This is a genomic window from Vibrio bivalvicida (genome assembly GCF_001399455.2).
GTDB lineage: Bacteria > Pseudomonadota > Gammaproteobacteria > Enterobacterales > Vibrionaceae > Vibrio > Vibrio bivalvicida.
Window position 1 is genome coordinate 21,929 of the sequence record NZ_LLEI02000032.1, and the last position, 19,180, is coordinate 41,108.

At 43.6% G+C, this 19,180-nt stretch carries 14 protein-coding genes; 9 read left to right on the top strand and 5 right to left on the bottom strand.

The features are described 5' to 3' along the window. Window positions 1-529 precede the first annotated feature (529 nt). The 3 genes from APB76_RS11060 to APB76_RS11070 all read left to right on the top strand — a co-directional run bounded on the left by APB76_RS11060 (window position 530) and on the right by APB76_RS11070 (window position 5,866). The gene (locus APB76_RS11060; RefSeq protein ID WP_054961663.1) at window positions 530-2,077 is read left to right on the top strand and encodes a DUF3360 family protein; all 1,548 of its coding nucleotides are present in this window, start codon (window positions 530-532) and stop codon (window positions 2,075-2,077) included. Between the two features lie 323 nt (window positions 2,078-2,400). Next, window positions 2,401-4,677: a formate C-acetyltransferase gene (gene pflB / locus APB76_RS11065; RefSeq protein WP_054961662.1), complete on the top strand. Its 2,277-nt coding sequence runs from the start codon at window positions 2,401-2,403 to the stop codon at window positions 4,675-4,677. 181 nt (window positions 4,678-4,858) lie between these two features. Next, window positions 4,859-5,866 carry a lipid A deacylase LpxR family protein gene (locus tag APB76_RS11070; RefSeq protein WP_054961661.1) on the top strand — a complete coding sequence of 336 codons (1,008 nt, stop codon included), beginning with the start codon at window positions 4,859-4,861 and terminating at the stop codon, window positions 5,864-5,866. A 4-nt stretch (window positions 5,867-5,870) separates the two neighbouring features. On the opposite strand, the gene APB76_RS11075 is transcribed toward APB76_RS11070, so the two are convergent. Then, a complete protein-coding gene (locus APB76_RS11075) occupies window positions 5,871-7,751 on the bottom strand; it encodes a methyl-accepting chemotaxis protein (protein ID WP_054961660.1) in 1,881 nt (626 codons plus the stop codon). Between the two features lie 228 nt (window positions 7,752-7,979). Between APB76_RS11075 and pflA the strand changes: the two genes are divergently transcribed. From pflA to APB76_RS11090, 3 genes are all read left to right on the top strand, one after another. Then, complete coding sequence (pflA, locus tag APB76_RS11080; protein WP_049844944.1) at window positions 7,980-8,720, top strand: pyruvate formate lyase 1-activating protein; 741 nt, start codon at window positions 7,980-7,982, stop codon at window positions 8,718-8,720. 66 nt (window positions 8,721-8,786) lie between these two features. After that, complete coding sequence (locus tag APB76_RS11085) at window positions 8,787-9,449, top strand: energy-coupling factor ABC transporter permease (RefSeq protein ID WP_054961659.1); 663 nt, start codon at window positions 8,787-8,789, stop codon at window positions 9,447-9,449. 128 nt (window positions 9,450-9,577) lie between these two features. After that, on the top strand, window positions 9,578-10,078 hold the full coding sequence (locus APB76_RS11090; RefSeq protein ID WP_049844942.1) for a YfbU family protein: 501 nt from the start codon (window positions 9,578-9,580) through the stop codon (window positions 10,076-10,078). Window positions 10,079-10,141: 63 nt separating this feature from the next. Here the strand turns inward: APB76_RS11090 and APB76_RS11095 are convergent, their stop codons facing one another. Beyond that, window positions 10,142-12,028 carry a methyl-accepting chemotaxis protein gene (locus APB76_RS11095; protein WP_049844941.1) on the bottom strand — a complete coding sequence of 629 codons (1,887 nt, stop codon included), beginning with the start codon at window positions 12,026-12,028 and terminating at the stop codon, window positions 10,142-10,144. Between the two features lie 310 nt (window positions 12,029-12,338). Between APB76_RS11095 and APB76_RS11100 the strand changes: the two genes are divergently transcribed. The 3 genes from APB76_RS11100 (at window position 12,339) to APB76_RS11110 (ending at window position 17,209) form a co-directional block, all read left to right on the top strand. Beyond that, complete coding sequence (locus APB76_RS11100; protein WP_049844940.1) at window positions 12,339-14,273, top strand: PrkA family serine protein kinase; 1,935 nt, start codon at window positions 12,339-12,341, stop codon at window positions 14,271-14,273. Window positions 14,274-14,389: 116 nt separating this feature from the next. Continuing rightward, on the top strand, window positions 14,390-15,661 hold the full coding sequence (locus APB76_RS11105) for a YeaH/YhbH family protein (RefSeq protein ID WP_054961658.1): 1,272 nt from the start codon (window positions 14,390-14,392) through the stop codon (window positions 15,659-15,661). Window positions 15,662-15,670: 9 nt separating this feature from the next. Next, window positions 15,671-17,209, top strand: a complete 1,539-nt coding sequence (locus tag APB76_RS11110) for a SpoVR family protein (RefSeq protein WP_054961657.1) — start codon at window positions 15,671-15,673, stop codon at window positions 17,207-17,209. Between the two features lie 48 nt (window positions 17,210-17,257). On the opposite strand, the gene kdsB is transcribed toward APB76_RS11110, so the two are convergent. Genes kdsB through lpxK form a run of 3 tightly spaced genes read right to left on the bottom strand, consistent with a single transcriptional unit; the run spans window position 17,258 to window position 19,180 of the window. After that, window positions 17,258-18,010, bottom strand: coding sequence for a 3-deoxy-manno-octulosonate cytidylyltransferase (gene kdsB, locus APB76_RS11115; protein ID WP_054961656.1), 753 nt, complete (start codon window positions 18,008-18,010; stop codon window positions 17,258-17,260). Continuing rightward, complete coding sequence (locus tag APB76_RS11120) at window positions 18,010-18,189, bottom strand: Trm112 family protein (RefSeq protein ID WP_049844936.1); 180 nt, start codon at window positions 18,187-18,189, stop codon at window positions 18,010-18,012. Before APB76_RS11120 ends, kdsB begins: the two co-directional genes overlap by 1 nt. Continuing rightward, window positions 18,170-19,180, bottom strand: coding sequence for a tetraacyldisaccharide 4'-kinase (lpxK, locus tag APB76_RS11125; RefSeq protein ID WP_049844935.1), 1,011 nt, complete (start codon window positions 19,178-19,180; stop codon window positions 18,170-18,172). The genes APB76_RS11120 and lpxK overlap by 20 nt, the downstream gene beginning before the upstream one ends.

Consider the following 19,180-nt stretch of genomic DNA (forward strand, 5'->3'; position numbering starts at 1 on the left):
ATATAACCACTTTATATGAGTAATAATGCAATGTGCAGTCGTTTGAGCTTAAAAATGCGCATAAAACACTCTACCACCCAAGCTATAAGCCAAAACCACTAATTAACATTTTTATAAAAATAAGATCTATCTCAACAAACCATCTCAAGTTCAATATTTCTTACGTTTGAACCCTTGTGATTTCGCTAAGAAAACTCGCATTGTGAAACTGAATTTCAATAGAATACCCTTTGTCAGCCCCCACGCTAACTTGTTGTGTAGTTTTCTTTCACAACCTTTCATAAAGTGATCTAAATCAATCACTCTTAAGGGTTAGCACGTTAAACTCGCGTCAAAGATAAAAGCCTCAATAGTCGTACGTTTTATCTTTAAATCCTCTATGCTATAGCACACAGCAAGTGCGCTACACTGAGGTAGACCAGGGAGCAGTTGCAGGAAGCTACGCCAGGTTTTTGCTGAGCGACCGTCACAGAATAATAATCGGGTCACTCTTTGAAGAATCATTAACTTTTTAGAATATGAGGAATCTATGTCAGACGCAGTCAATAAACCGCACTCTGATTCGGATATCGAAAACAAGAGCTATCAAGAGCTGCATCGTCCAGCTTCTGAATTTGAAAGCCGTTCAGACTATCTAGACCACGAATTACAAATCATGAAGCCTCGTCGCTTTGGTTTAAACCTTCCTGGTCGCGACTTCCGTTTCGAACTTGAAGACTTGGTTCCTGCACTAGCAGGCACTATCGGTATCATTGCGATGTACTCTGCTGTAATGATGTCTTGGGCTGAAGGCCTAACCGCAGCATGGGATCACGTCAATTTAGGTAAAGAGTTTGCGATTGAGGTAGCACGTGTAGAGATGCTTATTCCTGCATTACTATTCTGTGTATTAGCTTCCGGTTTTATTAACCCGAAAGCTAACCTTGCGGGTAACCACGGCCCAATGATCCCTCTTATCGGTACCATCGCGCTTGCAGGTGCCCACCCTCTTGCATTGGCAATCCTAATTGGTGTTTTTGGTTTACTGCTTAGCTTCCTAAAAGGTGGCTCTAAACTGGTTAATCTGACGTCACAAGGTACTGCGGGGGGCTTACTGATCTTCTTAGGCTTAACGGGGACCATGAGTCAAATCAACTCGATCCAGTCTTGGGCTGTTGGTTTGCAATCGGACACTGTTACCGCGGGTAGTATGGGTTACGTCGGTCTTATCGTTTTAGCCGTCACTATCGCTTTATACGCATTCTTGGCAAAAGTAAACAAACGTTGGCTTGCTATTCCTGTGTGTGCCTTTACTGGTCTACTACTTGCTCTTGTACTAGGCGCAGGCTTCGACATTAAATTTGTGACCGAAACGGGTCTACCAAACCTAAACCCAGTTTACTGGTGGGGTAGCACTGAAGAAGGTTGGATGCTAGGTCTTCCTACTGTAGAGCACTTTATTGCTTCTCTACCATTTGCAATCCTGGCGGTAGCAATGTGGTCTCCTGACTTCCTAGGTCACCGTATCTTCCAAGAACTAAACTACCCTAAAAAGACTGAAAAAGTGCTGATGGACGTTGATGACACAATGACCATGTGTTCTATCCGTCAGATGGTTGGTACAGCAGTCGGTGGTGGTAACATTACGTCATCTTGGGGGACTTACATGATCCCTGCAGCGATCGCTAAGCGCCCAATTCCAGCGGGTGCAATCCTTCTTGGTCTGTTAGTGATGATCATAGCCATCTTAGGCTTCCCTATGGATATCGCAGTGTGGCCTCCTGTGATGCGTGTTGCTCTGCTTGTAGGTGTCTCTCTTCCTCTACTAGAGGCGGGTATGCAGATGGTTAAAGATTCAAAAGATTCTCAAGCAGCAGGCATCTGTATCTTCGGCTCTGCTGTCGTAAACCCAGTGCTTGCTTGGGCATTAACCATGCTACTCGACAACAACGGTCTAATTGGCGATAAGGAGCGCGCGGCGCGTCTGTCATTTGTCGATAAGATTGTGATTCCAGTCGGTGTACTTGTAATCTGTCTAGTTGCTATGTTGGCAGTAGGCATGCTTGAAGGCCAATACGGCATCCCAGCACTCCTGTAGTCAACAATGAGTTGAGAGCCGCGTAAGGCTCTCAACTTTTTTTTAATATTTTGGTTAATACTAAAAAATACTTTAAATAACGGACCATTTATTGATTTAGTTTAAGGTTTGCAAATTTTTTTAGCGTATCCTTGAATCCAAGTCAATAGAACACCATATAAAAAGTAGTGACAATATATATAGTTTTATGCCCTTTCGCTGTTCGATTTTAAAGACTATACATATTGTTATTCATAAGAGTGTACCGCCCCAATAATGGGAATCCGACTCGCTCAACGGATCGGACAGGTACGTGTTTTTTCTACTAAAAAGGTAGGTATGTCATGGCAGAGCAATTTGCTAAAGCTTGGGAAGGTTTTGCTGAAGGTGATTGGCAAAACGAAGTAAACGTTCGCGACTTCATTCAGAAGAACTACGCACCATATGAAGGCGACGAGTCTTTCCTAGTTACTGAAGGCACTGAAGCAACTAACCAGCTTTGGGCTAAAGTTATGGAAGGTATCAAACAGGAAAACGCGACTCACGCACCTGTAGATTTTGATACTTCTGTAATTTCTACCATCACTTCTCACGACGCTGGCTACATCAGCAAAGATCTAGAAACAATCGTTGGCCTTCAAACTGAAGCACCTCTAAAACGCGCTATTATGCCTAACGGCGGCGTGCGTATGATTGAAGGTTCTTGTAAAGCTTACGGTCGTGAACTTGATCCACAAGTTTCTAAAATCTACTCTGAGTACCGTAAAACACACAACCAAGGTGTGTTCGATGTTTACTCTCCTGACATCCTAAAATGTCGTAAGTCTGGTGTTCTAACTGGTCTTCCTGATGCATACGGTCGTGGTCGTATCATCGGTGACTACCGTCGTGTAGCTCTATACGGTGTAGATTTCCTAATCAAAGACAAAGTAGCTCAATTCCACTCTACTCAAGAGAAACTTGAGTCAGGCGAAGATCTACAAATGACCATGCAACTTCGTGAAGAGATTCAAGAACAGCACCGTGCACTAGGTCAAATGAAAGAAATGGCAGCATCTTACGGCTACGACATTTCTGGTCCTGCGACTACAGCTCAAGAAGCTATCCAGTGGACTTACTTCGGTTACCTAGCAGCTGTTAAATCTCAAAACGGCGCAGCAATGTCTCTAGGTCGTACTTCGACTTTCCTTGACGTATACGTTGAGCGTGACATCGCAGCTGGCATCATCACTGAAGAACAAGCTCAGGAAATGATCGACCACTTCGTAATGAAACTACGTATGGTTCGTTTCCTACGTACTCCTGAGTACGATGAGCTATTCTCTGGCGACCCAATCTGGGCAACAGAATCTATGGGTGGTATGGGTGTTGACGGTCGTACGCTAGTGACACGTACTAACTTCCGTTTCCTAAACACGCTATACACTATGGGTCCTTCTCCAGAGCCAAACATCACTGTACTTTGGTCTGAGCAGCTACCTGACGGCTTCAAGAAGTTCTGTGCGAAAGTGTCTATCGATACTTCTTCTATCCAGTACGAAAATGATGACCTAATGCGTCCAGATTTCGACAACGATGACTACGCTATCGCTTGTTGTGTATCGCCAATGGTTATCGGTAAGCACATGCAATTCTTCGGTGCTCGTGCAAACCTGGCTAAGACTCTACTGTACGTTATCAACGGCGGTGTAGATGAGAAGCTTAAGATCCAAGTAGGTCCTAAGACTGAAGCAATGACTGACGAAGTTCTAGACTTCGACAAAGTTTGGGCTGGTCTAGACAACCTGATGGATTGGCTAGCTAAGCAATACGTGACTGCGCTAAACGCTATCCACTACTCACACGACAAATACAGCTACGAAGCAGCTCTAATGGCTCTTCATGACCGTGACGTTCGTCGTACTATGGCTTGTGGTATCGCTGGTCTATCTGTTGCAGCTGACTCTCTATCTGCAATCAAATACGGTAAGGTTAAGCCTATCCGTGACGAAGATGGCATCGCAATCGACTTCGAAAGCGAAGGCGACTACCCTAAATTTGGTAACAACGACGCACGTGTTGATGACATGGCTTGTGAACTTGTTTCTAACTTCATGGGTAAAATCCGTAAGCTTAAGACTTACCGTGATGCAATCCCAACTCAGTCTATCCTAACTATCACTTCAAACGTGGTATACGGTAAGAAGACTGGTACTACGCCAGACGGCCGTAAAGCCGGTGCTCCATTTGCTCCAGGTGCTAACCCAATGCACGGTCGCGATGAGAAAGGTGCTGTAGCTTCACTAACTTCTGTAGGTAAACTACCGTTTGCTGATGCAAAAGATGGTATCTCTTACACATTCTCTATCGTGCCAAACGCACTAGGTAAAGAAGAAGGTTCACAGCGCGCTAACCTTGCTGGTCTTATGGATGGTTACTTCCACCATGAGCAAGGCATCGAAGGCGGCCAACACTTGAACGTTAACGTTCTTAACCGTGAAACTCTAGAAGACGCAGTTAAGCACCCTGAGAACTACCCTCAGCTAACAATCCGTGTATCTGGTTACGCTGTTCGCTTCAACTCTCTAACTGTTGAACAGCAAAAAGACGTAATCGCACGTACATTCACTGAGTCTCTATAATCTCAACATAATGAATGATTAAAAAAGCCCCGCTCAATGCGGGGCTTTATTTTTTCTATCAACCAGTTACTGCAAAATGAGAGATACGGTGCACAATTCACTTCACTGGTATGTTAATTGCTATCCATTAGTTCAATTAATCCTGTACTATCAGAATTCCAATTAAGTTAAGCATAAGCCTATGAAGTTAAACCGTACCATTATTCTGCCCCTTCTGCTCGCTTCGGCGGCAAGTCTAGCTTCTGAAAAGTCGACTTTTTCTTTCTCTATTGATAACGATGGCATTTTCGGTGTTGATCAAGACTACACCAACGGACTGTTTCTAAGCTATACCACTGGCGCAATAACACCTGATCCGATATTTGCCCCTCTCAGCCTTTCTTTTTGGGGTGGCGCTTCATTAGACAAATTCGAGTTTGTTCTTGGTCACAAGATGTACACACCATCGGATATTGAATCGACAACGCCCATGGTCAATGACAGGCCATATGCAGGCTACTTACACACTGAGTTCAACTATATCAGCCTTCATCCACAACAAGCTCAGCGCTTTAATGTCACTCTGGGTGTAACTGGTGATAAAGCACTCTCTGAAGACGCACAGAAAATCGTCCATTCAATAACAAAATCTGACGAACCCAATGGATGGGCGTATCAGGTTGACGATAGCTTTGCCGCTAGCGTCGGTTACCTAAGCCACTTTAATCTTATACGTCAACGTTTTATCGCTAACACAGACTGGGAGATCTCTAACATCTCAGAAATAAATGCCGGTAATTTCCGTAGCGATATCTCTACAGGTTTAATGTTCCGCTGGGGTTCTGATCTAGCTGGTAACATGGGTGCTGCCAACATCGATAACGAAAACCCGTTCCGCGCTGGTATGCTCGGAGGTTCTCAAGGTGGCTGGTTTATCTTTACCGGTATCGAAGCTCGTTATCGCTTTAACGATATTACCGTTGAAGGTGATCGCTCAGGTGTCAATGATTACGCAATTCGAAATGGGCAAGACCCAAGCATTTACGATGTTACGCTAGAACACAGCCAAGCGACTGCTGTAGCTGGCTTTGCTTGGTACAATCAAAGCTTTGGCGCGACGTTAACCGCCACAGCTAAAACGCCAGATTATAAAGAAGCACCAGAAAGCGTATATGGCACTGGAGGTTTTGCGTTATACGCTTTCTTTTAAATAACTAGATTGTGAATTTCTGGCAGTCTTGATTCAAGCTGCCAGACCTTTCTTCAACAACACCACTAACACTTTTCAGCTGTTCATTGTTTTGCTCTAGTTCTTTCATCGCAGCAGAGATTTGCGTCATATTGTCGGCCATAGATTGACTGGTTGTCGCTAGCTCTTTAATAGAGGAGAAGATCACTTCCGTTTGATGTGAAGCTTCGTCTGCTTTTTCGGTGATCAGTTTAAGCGCATCCATCGCTTCTTGTCCGCGCTGACGCCCCGCCGACATCGACGTTTCAGATTGACCGATAAACTGAATAACCTCAGCGCTCTCTTTTTTCATTGTGTCGATGGTGCCTGAAATTTCTGTTACCGCGTCAACCGTTCGAACGGCTAAGCTACGGACTTCATCCGCAACAACGGCAAAACCCCGCCCTTGCTCACCAGCCCTCGCCGCTTCAATCGCCGCATTAAGAGCAAGCAAATTAGTTTGCTCCGCGATACCGTTGATAATTTCCATCACTGAATCAACTTTCGACGAGGCTTGTTCGAGCAACTGAATGTGGCTAGCAGCAGAGGTTAATATCGTACCGACCTCTTCAAGTGAGCCAATTGCGGCGCCAATTACTTTTGCCCCTTCTTCTGCAGCATGGGTTGAAGAGCGAGAAATCTCTGATACAAACTCTAGTGAATTTGACACTTCTTGGGTCGTTACACTCACCTCTTCTGTTGCCGAAGCTAAAAGTTGGGTTTGCCCTAGCACTTCAGATTGGTGATGTACCAACATATCAAGCCCTTGATTTAGCTCTACAGCGTTACCTGATAGCGCTTGACTACTTTCTTGCACTCCTCTGACCAAGCCACCTAGGTTTTCACAACTTTCATTGATACTGTTCGCTAATTGATTAAACTCATCGTTAGGGTTTTTCGTCATCATCATTCGTTGAGATAGATCCCCATTTGAAAGCCCATGCAACACTTTACGTGTTCTCGCTAAAGATTTAGCCAATGATGTGCTTTGCATTACAAAAATTGCAACAGTAAATACAGCTAACACTACACACGCAACAAGTATCGACCAAAGTGTTTGCTCAGATGTTTTCTCCGCAGATGATTGATACTGAGTAGAAATGCCTTCTAAATCGTTGGTAATAATGGCGATCAATTGGGTCAGTTGCGACTTTGAGCTTAGTAGCTGCTGCTCAACGGTACCAAGTTGGCGTGAAAGTTCACTCACTCTTACGAATGTGGATTTGTATTGTTCGATCTCTTTTTCATAAAGTTCAAGCATGGCATAAACATTAGACATGCTTTCAAAACTCCCCATGGCGCGATTGAACAGCTTTAGATTCTCTTCATTTGGTTGTAACAAATAATTTTGCTGTGATTTCACCATGGCTTGGAAATCTGAGTTAAGCGTTACCATGCCTGTTTCTTCAATTTTCTTTTCAATGGTATTGGCCAACTGCTTAAGCTCACCCAGTTTTCCTTCGTCAATAGTAAACCCCAGTTCTTGCTTAAGATTCAACCAAGGATTCGCTGCTGACTCAAACACTTTTACATTACGCTTAAGGTTATCTGCTTGGTTAGTCAGGCTTAATTTGATGAGAAACTCTACATCCTCGTTAACCGCAGTAACAATCTCCGCGATTTCCTGCTTTGCCTGAGAGACTTGGGCGCCATTCAAATTATCTAAGTTACTACTTAACGTCAGAATCTTGGCCTGAGTCTGGTAAATGGACATAGAGCCCGTAGAGACATCACTACTGAGGTGGTACTGATCGCTCATTTGAGTGAGTCGTGAGGATGTGAATCCTGCTAAAGCAACAAAGCCTAATGCTAAAACAACGAGAAATAGCATGACTTTTTGCTTCTGAGATAATGCAAGCATATCCATAAATAATCCCTTAACATCAGTGGTATGCATTAATACTTGTCTAGCCAGACCTTTTCTTTTTGTTATTAATATTCTTATATTTGCAACATTTTTATAACATACATTTTAGCCCAAGTATGTTTTTTTTTCTTATTTAGCAAAATGTTGTGTCTCTGAATATCAAACCCTATTTAAACCCCACTATTTGTAATAAAATAACGCACAAATTACTAAATACGAGATGAGCACATGTCAACAACTGGTCGTATTCATTCTTTCGAGTCCTGTGGGACAGTAGACGGACCTGGTATCCGTTTTATTGTCTTTTTGCAAGGTTGCCTTATGCGCTGTATGTACTGTCATAACCGCGATACATGGGATACTCACGGTGGTAAGGAAGTGACCGTTGAAGAGATTATTAATGAAGCCAAATCCTATCGGCATTTTATGAATGCATCAGGAGGGGGTGTAACCTGCTCCGGTGGTGAAGCAATGCTGCAACCTGAGTTTGTCCGTGATTTTTTCCGCGCTGCACATGCAGAGGGCATTCATACATGCTTAGACACAAACGGCTACATTCGTAAGCACACCGATGTCGTGGATGAAGTGCTTGAAGCAACTGATCTTGTGATGCTTGACCTTAAACATATGCAAGACGAAGTTCACCACGATTTCATCGGTGTATCTAATAAGCGAACACTCGATTTTGCCCGCTACCTGCATAAGATTGGGCAAAAAACTTGGATTCGTTATGTCGTCGTCCCTGGCTACACCGACGATGAAGAGGCCGCACACATGCTTGGCGACTTTATTAAAGACATGGACAATATAGAAAAGATTGAGCTGCTCCCATACCACAAGCTTGGTGCGCATAAATGGGAAGCACTTGGTATCGAATATCCACTTGAAGGGACAAACCCACCTTCAAAGGAAACCATGGACAAAATCGTATCAATTCTTGAGCAGTATCACTCAAACGTTAAATACTGATACCACTTCATCTCTAATTCGTAAAAAATACCAACCGTCTCGGTTGGTATTTTTTTTGAGGTCTAGGTGGAATTAGACGAATTGCTTGCATTCATCTTGGTGACCATTGCGGTGCTCTTTATATGGCGCGATGTCAAACAGGTGTTGCTGCCAAAACTGATACACGAACGTTCATTTCAGAATATTTCCTTCGCGATTATCTTTGCACTGTATGTGCTTTGGTCGGCTGATGTAGGGGTGAAAGAGGGCCTGTCTATCCATTTTCTCGGGATTACTGCTCTGACCTTGATGTATGGCTGGCAGAGTGCGTTTGCTCTTGCCATCGTCATATGTGTCCTTATGGCCTTATTTGGTGAGCTTGCTTTTCAAACCATCCCTGAGTACTTAGTCTTGTCCTGCCTGTTTCCCATTGTGGTTAGTTACTCGATATTTTTGGCAAGTTATCGCTACCTACCGAGGAATATTTTTATCTTTATATTCATCGCGGGCTTTCTCAATGGTGGGCTAACGGGCACCCTCCACCTAATCGCTAATTCTGTATATTTGAGTATTGTTACTGAATACGACTGGCAAACGATATTTGATAATTACCTGATATTCACCCCACTCCTCGCTTTTCCTGAAGGACTCCTCAACGGGATGACTGCCGCCGTTTTAGCTGTCTTTAAACCCGAGCTATTAAGGGTGTTTTCTGACAGTGACTACATCTACAATAACTATCATAAATAACAAGCAAAATTGTTGCTGAATCTTTGTGCTTTTCATATTAAATATGTGTTGAGATCATGTTTCACTCAACAAGGAACAGATAACCTAAGCACATTAAAAATGTATTAGATTATTTTAGTGAGGCCACCATGGAAATGACCAACGCTCAACGTTTGATCCTATCTAACCAGTACTACCTGATGTCGCAATTAGATCAAGAAAATGCAGCCAAGTACCAGCGTCTACAGACTATTGTCGAGCGCGGATACGAACTTCAAATGCGAGAACTTAACAAAGATTTTGGTTGTTTAGTTGAAGCTGAGTGTCGCGAAATTATCGACATTATGGAGATGTATCACGCGATGCAAGAATCCAACAAAATGCTTTCTGAACAGGAGCAACAAGATGTTGACCAGCGCCGCTTAACTTTCTTAGGTTTCGATATTGCTTCTGAGGCACAACTTGTAAATTACGTACGCTTCCTAATTGACTCAGAAGGCCTTTACCCACAATTTAGTAAAGGTGAACACCACTTTAATGCGCAAATGCCAATGCTAGACAAGTACCGTCGTATGCTAAACACATGGCGTAACTGCCCGCGCCAGTATCATTTGTGTGCAAATGAACTCAAGCAGATCTTCAATGCCTAGAGCCTAAATGACCAAGAAAAAAGGGACTATTCAGTCCCTTTTTTTTATTTTAATAACAAATAGTTATGATAACTTGAATGTTGCAACTTTAGCACTTAGCTCTTCAGCTTGGCTCTTAACTTGGAACGACTCCTCAGAACTTTGATTTACACCAACAACCAATTGGTCTGCGACATCTTTAATTGACGTAATGTTCTGAGTAATTTCGCTAGTGACGTGAGTTTGCTCTTCCGCAGCGGTAGCAATTTGCGTCGCCATATCACTGATCAGTGTAACCGCTTGGTTGATTTCACCCAGCGCATTGGCCGCTCTGTCTGCATCTTCTACTGAAAGCCCTGCGAGATCAGCGCTGTTGTGCATAATAGACACCGCCCTACTCGTTGTTTCTTGAAGAACAGCAATCGTGTTTTTAATCTCTTCTGTTGATGAGTGAGTACGTTGAGAAAGTACGCGAACTTCATCTGCAACGACAGCGAAACCTCTACCTTGTTCACCTGCTCTAGCTGCTTCAATTGCTGCATTCAATGCCAGTAAATTTGTTTGCTCTGCAATACCTTGAATCGTAGACAACACGGTTGAAATTTCTTGACCGTGTCGCTCAAGATCACCCACAACATCGCTCGCGCTTTGTAGTTCATTGGCAAGTTTATTTATCGAACCTTTAGTGTTTTCCACTAACTCATGTCCACTTTCAGTACTTACTGTTGAATCTTGAGCGGCTTGCGCCGTTCTCTCGGCATGTGATGCAATTTCTTGCGTCGCACTTGCCAATTCTGTCACTGCGGTAGCAACCATTGTAATCTCTTGTTGTTGATGATGTATCTCATCAACAGAGCTTTGGGCACGACGTGTACTTGATTCAGACTGTTGTGTGAGCTGAGATGATTGCTCGCGGATATGGCCAATTAATTGTTGCAAACTACCAACAAAAGTATTGAAATTGTGTGCAAGTTTGCCAACTTCATCTTGTGACTCCACCTTAATACGCTGAGTCAAATCACCGCTACCATTTGCTATCTGTTCTAACGCTAAGGAAACATTGTTTAGAGGACGGAACAGTATGTTACACAATAGGTTAAACAAAATTGTACAGATTACGACAACAATACCAGTAACAAGGAGTTGCCCCCATACTGCGCTAAATAAAGGTGATACCAAAGAGTCATAATCAACGACAATGACCGTCGTTAGCCCTCTGCCATCAATCGATTTCGCATAAACGACTGACGTTTTACCAAGCACTTCAACATTGATATTGTGCCCTGAAGCTACTGCTTGCTTAATTGAACTCTCATTCAGACCGAGTTCTTGCAGCGACTTGTTGAGCAGCTTGGTGTCTTGATGAGCAAAAACCTTACCTTGATCATTAGCGATAAACATATAACCGTCACCAGGTAGGATAACCTTCTCCATACCACTCAAGATATCAGTAATTTCGACGTCAGCACCGAGTACTACTTGTTGTCCGTGAAGATCTAAAGCCTTCCCTAAAGATACAACATTCGCACCTGTCGCTGCTGCAACCGTAGGGTTATCCATAAACACTTTGCTTGGTTGCTTCACCGCGTTCTTATACCATCCCCACACACGTGGATCATCATTGCCGGAAGGTAGAACGACTCCATTGGCGTTATCTTGCCCGCCATTCGGGTATGCTAGAAACACATTATCGAAACTTGCAGAACTTTTAACTTGTTTGAGGTGTGTAACGATATCTTGCTGCTTGGACTCTTGAGATAGCGAAGTTAGCGCTCTCTCTTTTGATAGAATCCAATCTGATACATATTGGTTATATGATGATGCAGTGCTTTCAAGACGCTGCTCTACTTCAACATTTAGCCTTTCTAGTGAAGCTCGAAACGAAAGTCCTTCAACCAACAGTCCCCCGATGACTATGGCAACACTCGCTGAGATCGCGAGTTTATTTTTCAGTGATAATTTTTTTAGCATTTCCCGTCACTTTTGTTTTATTTATGTGGATACTCTATTTAAATCAACCATATTATATTTCGAGGCAAAAAATAAATCATGATCTAGCTCGTAACTTAACAATTCTATTAGGCATTCATTTACCAGATAAATATCTAATTTTGAACGTTACATTTCAGCGTGGTCTGACAACTAGCTCTCGGTCACAAATTGCAATTAAACACATATTTTTTAAGCAAAATTCTAAAAGCCAACTAATCTTAAGTAAGAAAGGATTTGCTTTTCTATGCGGGTTTATTGTCAGTTTGACAGGTTCAGAGGGGAATTCATTATGAGTATTTTCGACCATTTCCAAGCGCGCTACGAAGCCTCAAAGGATGAGGAATTATCAATACAAGATTTTTTAGCGCTTTGTAAAGACGACAAGAGCGCTTACGCCAATGCTGCAGAGCGACTATTGATGGCAATTGGTGAGCCAGAGGTTATTGATACCGCACAAGACCCACAACTGAGTCGTATTTTCTCCAATCGCGTCATCTCTCGTTACGACACATTTAAAGATTTCTATGGTATGGAAGATGCCATCGAGCAAATTGTTTCCTACCTCAAACACGCCGCTCAAGGGCTTGAAGAGCGCAAACAAATTCTGTATTTACTCGGTCCCGTAGGTGGCGGTAAATCATCTTTGGCAGAAAAGCTCAAAGCACTAATGCAACAGGTGCCAGTTTATGTGCTTTCCGCCAATGGCGAACGTAGCCCAGTCAATGACCACCCGTTCTGCTTATTTGATGTCAATGAAGACGGTGATTTACTCAAGCAAGAATACGGGATTGAAAAGCGCTATTTGCGCTCGATTATGTCGCCTTGGGCGGCAAAACGCCTCCATGAGTTTGGCGGCGATATCTCTAAGTTCAAAGTGGTGAAAGTAAGACCATCTATTCTAGACCAACTTGCGATCGCTAAAACCGAGCCAGGTGATGAAAATAACCAAGATATCTCATCGCTCGTAGGTAAAGTGGACATTCGACAACTAGAGCATTTTTCTCAAGACGATCCTGATGCTTACAGCTACTCAGGAGCGCTATGTCGTGCTAACCAGGGCTTGATGGAGTTCGTAGAGATGTTCAAAGCGCCAATCAAAGTGCTTCACCCTCTATTAACTGCAACCCAAGAAGGCAACTACAATGGTACTGAAGGTCTGTCTGCCCTACCATTTGATGGCATGATTCTCGCCCACTCTAACGAATCCGAGTGGCAGACATTCCGTAACAACAAGAACAACGAAGCATTCCTCGACCGTGTTTACATCGTCAAAGTTCCTTACTGTCTGCGTGTAGCAGAAGAAGTCAAAATCTACCAAAAACTGCTCGACCACTCGGAGTTGTCGAAAGCACCGTGCTCACCGAGTACGTTAGAGTTGTTATCGCAATTTAGTATTCTTTCTCGCCTAAAAGAGCCTGAAAACTCATCCATCTTCTCTAAGATGAGAGTGTACGATGGTGAAACATTAAAAGACACAGACCCTAAAGCTAAAAGCTATCAAGAATACCGCGACTTTGCAGGTGTGGATGAAGGTATGTCGGGGTTATCGACACGTTTCGCATTTAAGATCTTATCGCGCGTGTTTAACTTCGATCAAACAGAGGTCGCAGCTAACCCCGTTCATCTTTTTTATGTCATTGAACAACAAATTGAACGTGAACAGTTCCCACAAGAAACCGCTGAGAAGTATCTCGAATTCTTAAAAGGTTACTTAGTACCACGTTATGTCGAGTTTATTGGCAAAGAAATTCAAACCGCATACCTAGAGTCTTACTCAGAATACGGTCAGAATATTTTTGACCGCTACGTCACTTATGCAGATTTCTGGATTCAGGATCAAGAGTATCGCGATCCAGAAACAGGTCAGCTATTTGACCGCTCTGCGTTAAACAACGAACTAGAAAAAATCGAAAAAACAGCCGGTATAAGCAACCCGAAAGATTTCCGCAACGAAATCGTCAACTTTGTGCTTCGTGCTCGTGCCAACAACAACGGGACTAACCCAGTTTGGACAAGTTACGAGAAACTGCGCACTGTGATTGAGAAAAAAATGTTCTCGAATACAGAAGAGTTGCTGCCAGTTATCTCCTTCAACACTAAGACCTCTTCTGAAGATCAGAAGAAACACGACGATTTCGTCGCTCGTATGATGGAAAAAGGCTATACAGAGAAACAAGTCCGCTTGCTATCTGAATGGTATCTACGCGTACGTAAATCTTCGTAATAGCAGTGTTTTAGCCCATGAAATCCCTACCAGAGGTTAACGCTCTGGTAGGAGATTGGATATATAAGTGTCTGTCGACATTTAAAGGCAGGTACGTAAGAGATAAGGGGTGACTCATGGCGCAATTTATTGACCGACGACTGAACGGCAAAAATAAAAGTGCGGTTAACCGCCAGCGCTTTTTACGCCGCCATAAAGAGCAGATTAAAGAATCTGTGGCGGATGCGGTAAATCGCCGTTCAATCACCAACACTGAAACTGGTGAAGACGTTGCAATTCCGCATAAAGACATCAAAGAGCCAGTCTTTCATCAAGGCAAAGGCGGCCTGAAAGAACGTGTCCATCCGGGCAATGACCAATTCATTACCGGTGATAAAATCGAACGACCTAAAGGTGGAGGTCAAGGCGGTGGTTCTGGGGAAGGCGAGGCCAGCGCAGACGGTGAAGGCCAAGACGATTTTGTATTCCAGATTTCTAAAGATGAATACCTCGATATTCTGTTTGAAGATCTAGAGTTACCGAACTTAGAAAAAAATCAAATAGCCAAAATCACTGAGTGGAAAACTCATCGTGCGGGTTATCAAACCGCTGGGGTTCCCGCTAATATTGCGATCGTAAAGTCGCTTCAGCAATCACTCGCACGCCGAACAGCAATGACAGCAGGTAAAAAGCGCATGCTTCGCGAACTTGAAGAAGAACTCGATCGCGTAAAAATGTCTGAACCTGCACAAATGCTTGAGGAGAAGCGGCTGCAAGAAGAGATCAAAGCTCTACGTCGCAAGCTTGATGCGGTGCCATTTATCGACACCTTTGATTTACGTTTCAAAAACTACGAACGCCGCCCAGTTCCATCAAGCCAAGCCGTGATGTTCTGTTTAATGGATGTTTCTGGCTCAATGGATCAAGCAACTAAAGACATCGCAAAACGTTTTTATGTTCTGCTCTACTTGTTCTTAACTCGCACCTACGAAAATGTAGAAGTGGTGTTTATCCGCCACCATACTCAAGCTAAGGAAGTCGATGAGCATGAGTTTTTCTATTCTCAAGAAACCGGGGGGACCATAGTTTCAAGTGCTCTAAAACTGATGAACGAAATTGTAGCCGATCGCTACCCCGTTGGGGAGTGGAACATCTATGCGGCTCAAGCTTCAGATGGCGACAACTGGGCAGATGATTCTCCACGTTGCCGCGAGCTACTAACAAAAAACCTATTGCCAAACTGCCAATACTATTCATACATCGAAATCACTCGCCGCTCTCATCAAACATTGTGGCACGAGTACGAAAAGCTTGAGGGTGCCTTCCCCAACTTTGCGATGAAAAACATTCGTAACGTTGAGGATATTTTCCCTGTATTTAGAGAGCTTTTCAAAAAAGAGACTGCTTAGGGAGGCCGTATGACAACAAAAACGAAAAAGCCAGCAAAAAGCAAGGCACTGCCAGATGGCCCAGATTGGACATTTGATCTCTTGGACCGCTACCACACAGAAATTAAACGTGTTGCTGACCACTACAAGCTCGACGCTTACCCGAACCAAATCGAGGTTATTACCTCAGAGCAAATGATGGATGCTTACTCTAGTATCGGGATGCCTATCAACTACAACCACTGGTCTTTTGGCAAAAAGTTTATCCAAACAGAACAAGGGTATAAACATGGGCAAATGGGGCTGGCCTATGAGATAGTGATCAATTCTAACCCTTGTATCGCCTATCTTATGGAAGAGAACACCGTTACCATGCAAGCGTTAGTCATGGCGCACGCTTGCTACGGTCACAACTCATTTTTCAAAGGCAATTATTTATTCCAAACATGGACTGACGCCAGTTCAATTATCGATTACCTTCTATTTGCCAAAAACTACATGGCGGAATGTGAGCAAAAATATGGAGTTCAAGAGGTCGAAAATCTCCTCGATTCATGCCATGCCTTGATGAATTTTGGCGTAGATCGCTACAAGCGCCCAGAGAAAATTTCTATTGCAGAGGAGAAATCTCGTCAAGAGGAACGTGAAGCATACCTGCAATCTCAGGTTAATGATTTATGGCGTACAGTTCCAAAATCGAAGGTTGAACCTGAAAGTGAAAAAATCCGTTTCCCTACAGAACCACAGGAAAACATCCTCTATTTCATTGAGAAACATGCACCATTGCTTGAGTCTTGGCAGCGTGAAATCGTCCGTATCGTGCGTAAAATTAGCCAGTACTTCTACCCACAAAAGCAAACTCAGGTTATGAATGAAGGATGGGCGACCTTTTGGCACTATACTATTCTCAATCATCTATACGATGAGGGTCTAGTAACTGACAGGTTTATTCTTGAGTTCTTACATAGCCATACCGGTGTTGTCGCGCAGCCATCATATAACAGCCCATATTTTAGTGGCATCAACCCTTATGCACTTGGCTTTGCGATGTTCCGCGACATTCGAAGAATTTGTGAAGAGCCTACCGATGAAGACCGAGAATGGTTCCCGGACCTTGCAGGTACAGATTGGCTGGAAGCTGTGCATTTCGCTATGCAAAACTTCAAAGATGAGAGCTTCATTAGCCAGTATTTGTCACCAAAGCTAATGCGTGACTTTAAGCTGTTCGCCATCGTCGATGACGACCGTAAAAACTATATTGAGGTTAGCGCGATTCATGATGAAACAGGTTATCGAGCAATCAGGGAAAAGCTAGCGGCTCAATACAACCTGAGTAATCTAGAGCCAAATATCCAGGTGTTTAATGTCGATGTACGTGGTGATCGTTCGATGACTTTACAATATATTCCACATGATAGAATCCCGCTCGACGAAGGCTATGATGAGGTTCTTAAACACCTTTATCGACTTTGGGGGTTTGACGTTATCCTTGAAGAGGTAAAAGATAGCGGACGAAGAGAAATCCTTGGAACCTGCCCAAAGCGTAACGACTATGATGGGAAAATCTAGAGTTTAATTGAAACAAAAAGGCCCGTTCTGGGCCTTTTTGCTATCAAACTATAGCTTAGCAATAATACCACGAACGACTTCTAAGTCTTCTGGTGTATCAACACCTGCTGCTGGCGCTTCTTTTGCCACTTCAACATGGATTTTTTCACCATACCAAAGCACACGTAGCTGCTCCAAGCACTCAATCTTTTCTAGAGCGGTCGGCTCCCAATTGATGTAAGTATTAATAAACCCAGCACGGTAAGCATAGATACCGATATGACGCATTAATGGCTGCTTGATGACTGGCTCTTTATTGGCAAAGTTGTCTCTGTCCCAAGGAATAGTCGCACGACTGAAGTACATCGCATAACCATCTTTATCCGTTAGAACCTTAACTGCATTGGGGTTAAATACTTCCGCCTCTTCGCGGATTTCTACCGCGAGTGTCGACATTGGTGCCTTGCTGTTAGCCAAGTTTTCAGCAACTTGAGCGATGATTGACGGTGGAATCAGCGGCTCATCACCCTGAACATTGACGATTACATGGTCATCAGCAATTGCCTTTTTTTCAACCACTTCAGCAAGGCGCTCAGTGCCTGATTCGTGATCTGGAGAGGTCATGCAGACTTCACCACCAAATGACTTAACCGCTTTTTCAACCCGGCTATCATCAGTTGCTACAATTACCTTGTCAGCCCCCGCTTGAATCGCTTGCTCGTAGACCCACTGAATCATAGGTTTGCCGCAGATATCCGCCAACGGTTTGCCTGGCAAGCGCGTCGATTGGTATCGAGCTGGAATGACAACTGTGAAAGACATTATCTGCCCTCGTCCATACTAACTTTACGCGCCTCTGGTTCGAGAAGCATAGGAATCCCTTCTTTGATTGGATAAGCAAGGCGGTCTAGCTTACATACCAGTTCCTGCTTCTCTTTATCAAAAGTTAGTTTTCCTTTACATACTGGACATGCAACAATCTCAAGCAGACGATGATCCATACTGTTCCTTAACCTCTTTAATCTTATTAATAATGCACGCTTTGTCGGTGTCTTTGAATTCCGCGCTAACGGGTAAGTACCACCAATTTTTTTTGGCATAATGCGCGCACTTTACTGCGTCTTTTTCAGTCATGATTAGATGGTCACCTTTAGCGGCTAACTGTTCTAATTCAGACAGTTCAAAATCTTTATGATCTGCAAAGCCCTGCTGAAAAGTTGGCTTTGCTCCTAATTGTTCTAGTGTTTTAAAAAATCTCGGTGGATGCCCTATTCCAGCCATAGCAATCAAGCTTCCTTTTAACTCTGAGACATCCATTCGTTGATTCGTTTTCAAATTCACAGCTTGGGTCGGTTTCAGAGCCATCGGAGCTTCATTTCTCCGTGCATTGCCGCCATTGGTTATAATGAAGTCGACCTCTTCCAGCCGCGCTGTTGATTCACGTAACGGGCCCAGAGGAATAAGCGATTCATTGCCAAAACGCCTTGCCCCATCAACAACCACAATCTCTATATCACGTTGTAATGCATAATGCTGAAGGCCATCGTCGGTTATAATCACATTGACGCCAAGAGGCAGTAGCGCCTGCACAGCGGTACTTCTAGTTGGAGATACCGCAACAGGTGCACCTGTGCGTTTATAAATCAACTTAGGCTCATCACCACAATGTTTGGTAGAGGTTTCACTGTCCACGATCAGCGGATATACAGGAGCCTTGGCGCCATATCCACGCGAGACCACCCCAGGTTTATAGCCCAGAGCTTGAAGTTGCTCGACTAACCAGATCACTACGGGGGTTTTACCGTTACCACCCGCAGTGATATTACCGACAACAATTACCGGCACTGGAGCACGATAACTCGCTCTTTTCCCTGCTTGATACTTGCTACGTCGTGAACGACTAATCAAACCAAACAAAACACTCAATGGCCACAATAACGGCCACAACAAATATTTTAGTGGGTGATTCTCAAACCAGATCTTTTCAATCAA